Below are 3,041 nucleotides of genomic sequence, written 5' to 3' on the forward strand. Positions count from 1 at the left end.
CGCCGGTGTTGATGACCGATTGCGCATGACCCTTCGAGCGGCGGACGATCGCGTGGATACGGGCGACCAGTTCGTCCTTGTGGAAGGGCTTGGTCATGTAGTCGTCGGCGCCGAAGCCGAGGCCGCGCACCTTGTCTTCGATGCCGGCGAGGCCGGAAAGGATCAGGATCGGGGTCTGCACCTTGGCTACGCGCAGGGTGCGCAGCACTTCGTAGCCCGACATGTCGGGCAGGTTCAGGTCGAGCAGGATGATGTCGTAGTCGTAGAGCTTGCCAAGGTCCACGCCCTCTTCACCGAGGTCCGTCGTGTACACGTTGAAACTCTCTGATTTGAGCATCAACTCGATGCTCTGCGCTGTCGCGCTGTCGTCATCGATCAAGAGTACACGCATGCAGTCAATCCCCTTAAACCGTTCCCTGATGGAACCTTGGGCGAAGCGTCTGGCGCGTTCACCCTTAACAGAACCCTACTGGATACGACCCAAACCTAAGCTCAATTAGTTAACAAAGTTTAATTCTGATCCGCAAGATACAATGCATGCCTCGTTAGGGATATGTTAAATCGTTGAAAATGCTTATGAATTTAAGGCAATTGCACTTAAGAAACTAGGTTAAGAAAGCCCTTCAATCGACTCTCGCGACTCAAGGATTCCGGGGGACAAGGTGGTGGAAAACGCGGGCCCCGGGCGCAAGGCGCAGGCCGTGGACGATCCGCATGGTTAACGCTTTTTGCTTAACGTTCGGTTACCGTCGAAACCAAGCGATTCGTAAGCCCCTGGAAGAGCTTGATGCAGTCCCTCACAGCCGCAATCGATGCCATCGAGGACGTCGAGGTCTTCGGGCGGGTGAAGACCGTGCAGGGATTGCTGATCGAAATCGTCGGTCCGGTGCGCGAGCTGCGGGTCGGCGGGCGGGTGTCGATCGAGACCACGGCGGGGGCCATGCTGGGGGCCGAAATCATCGGCTTTCGCGACGGGCACGCGCTTTGCCTGCCGTTCGGGGCGCTGACCGGGGTGCGGCTCGGCTGCCGGGCGCTGTTCAAGAGCCATGACGGGGCCGTGCAGCCGGCCGAGAGCTGGCTCGGCCGGGTGATCAACGCCAATGGTGAGCCGATCGACGGCAAGGGGCCGCTGATGAGCGGGCCGACGCCCTATCCGCTGCGCCAGGTGCCGCTGCCGGCGCATGAGCGGGTGCGGGTGGGCGATCCGCTCGACATGGGGGTGCGCACCCTCAACACCTTCACCACCATGTGCGAAGGCCAACGCATGGGGATTTTCGCCGGGTCGGGCGTCGGCAAGTCGGTGCTGATGTCGATGCTGGCGCGCAATGCCCAGGTCGATGTGGCGGTGATCGGGCTGATCGGCGAGCGCGGGCGCGAGGTGCAGGAGTTCGTCACCGACTATCTCGGCGAGGTCGGGCTGCAGCATGCGGTGGTGGTGGTCGCGACCTCGGACGAGGCGGCGCTGATGCGGCGGCAGGCGGCGTACCTGACGCTGACGCTGGCGGAGTATTTCCGCGACCAGGGCAAGCGTGTCCTCTGCATGATGGACAGCCTCACCCGCTTCGCGCAGGCGCAGCGCGAGATCGGGCTCGCCATCGGCGAGCCGCCGACGGCCAAGGGTTATCCACCGACGGTTTTCACCGAACTTCCCAGATTGCTCGAAAGAGCGGGGCCGGGGCTCGCGGATTCGGGCTCCATTACCGGTCTATTTACCGTTTTGGTGGAAGGTGACGATCACAATGAGCCCATTGCGGACGCCGTACGCGGCATTCTCGATGGGCACATCGTGATGGAGCGCTCGATCGCCGAGCGGGGACGCTATCCGGCGGTCAATGTGCTCCGGTCTATCTCGCGAACCATGCCAGGATGCGTGCCGGTCAATATCCGGCCCATGCTGCAGAAGGCGCGGGAACTCATGTCGACATTTGCCGACATGGAGGAACTGATCCGGCTGGGGGCATACCGGAAGGGATCGGATCCGGGCGTGGACCGTGCCATCGCGATCAACCCGGCGCTGGAGGCGTTCTTGAGCCAGCAGCGGGAAGAGCGCACCTCGATTGCCGACGGCTATGTGATGCTGGGGGCGATTTTGGACAAGGTGGGCGAGCAAACCGCGTCGCAGAGGTGAATGACTTGAAGTGTAAGGAGTACAAGTCATGAAGTCGCGTAGCGAGAGCCTGATCCGGCTGAAGAAGTTCCAGGTGGACGAGAAGCGCCGTCAGGTTACGCAGATCGAGATGATGGTCGCCGATTTCGAGCGCATGGCCGCCGAACTCGACCAGCAGATCGAAATCGAACAACAGAAGACCGGCATTTCCGACATCGCCCATTTTGCCTACTCGACTTTCGCCAAGGCGGCGATCGCGCGGCGGGACAACCTGCTGGCGTCGGCCAACGACATGAAGGGCAACCTCGAGGCGGCGCAGGACGCGCTGGCCGAGGCGGTCGAGGACCTGAAGAAGGTCGAGCTGCTCGACCAGCGCGAGCACGGCCGCGAAGTGGCGGCGGAGGCGAAGTCCGAGCAGGCGGAATATGACGAGATCGGCCGGCTGAGGCATATCCGGCGGTAGGGCAAGCAGGACCCAACTTTCCACCAGCACGGGCTGAGAAATGGATCCCAGCCTTCGCTCGGATGACATCGGCGGGTGGGATGGTCCGGTAGCGAGATCGCGCAGATAAAAAAAGGCCCGCCGGAGCGGGCCTTTTGCGTTCTTGCGGGGCTTAGCTCAGGGCGCCGGTCTTCAGCAGCTGGGCGTCGCGATCGGTCAAGTAGGTGTCCTTGTTGTAGGCCACGGCCTTGTCGAGCTGATCGCGCGTGACGTTGATGAACAGGTACTTGTCGCCGTTGGCGTTGGCGGCGAAGCGGACGTTGTCGATGCTGACGGCGACCGGCTTGGTGCCGATGCCGAGGAAGCCGCCGAAGTCGATGATCACCGCTTCGACGGTCTTGCCGTCCTCGCTGAGGATCACGTCGCCGATGGCGCCCAGATGCTCGTCGGCCGGGCCGTAGGCGTTGGTGCCGATGAGTTCCTCGGCCGTCA

At 62.3% G+C, this 3,041-nt stretch carries 4 protein-coding genes; 2 read left to right on the forward strand and 2 right to left on the reverse strand.

The features are described 5' to 3' along the window. On the reverse strand, positions 1-391 hold a 391-nt coding region (locus JWQ89_RS05020), incomplete at its 3' end, for a response regulator (RefSeq protein WP_299638970.1). A gap of 396 nt (positions 392-787) precedes the next feature. On the opposite strand from JWQ89_RS05020, the gene fliI reads away from it, so the two are divergent. Both fliI and fliJ read left to right on the forward strand, forming a co-directional pair. Then, on the forward strand, positions 788-2,128 hold the full coding sequence (gene fliI / locus JWQ89_RS05025; RefSeq protein WP_299638971.1) for a flagellar protein export ATPase FliI: 1,341 nt from the start codon (positions 788-790) through the stop codon (positions 2,126-2,128). Positions 2,129-2,156: 28 nt separating this feature from the next. After that, entirely contained in the window at positions 2,157-2,570 is a 414-nt protein-coding gene (gene fliJ, locus JWQ89_RS05030; protein ID WP_299638973.1) for a flagellar export protein FliJ, read from the forward strand. A gap of 151 nt (positions 2,571-2,721) precedes the next feature. Here the strand turns inward: fliJ and JWQ89_RS05035 are convergent. Continuing rightward, positions 2,722-3,041 (reverse strand): PRC-barrel domain-containing protein (locus JWQ89_RS05035; protein WP_299638975.1); only part of this gene is annotated, 320 nt, incomplete at its 5' end.

The organism is Devosia sp. (assembly GCF_028290645.1).
Taxonomy (GTDB): domain Bacteria; phylum Pseudomonadota; class Alphaproteobacteria; order Rhizobiales; family Devosiaceae; genus Devosia_A.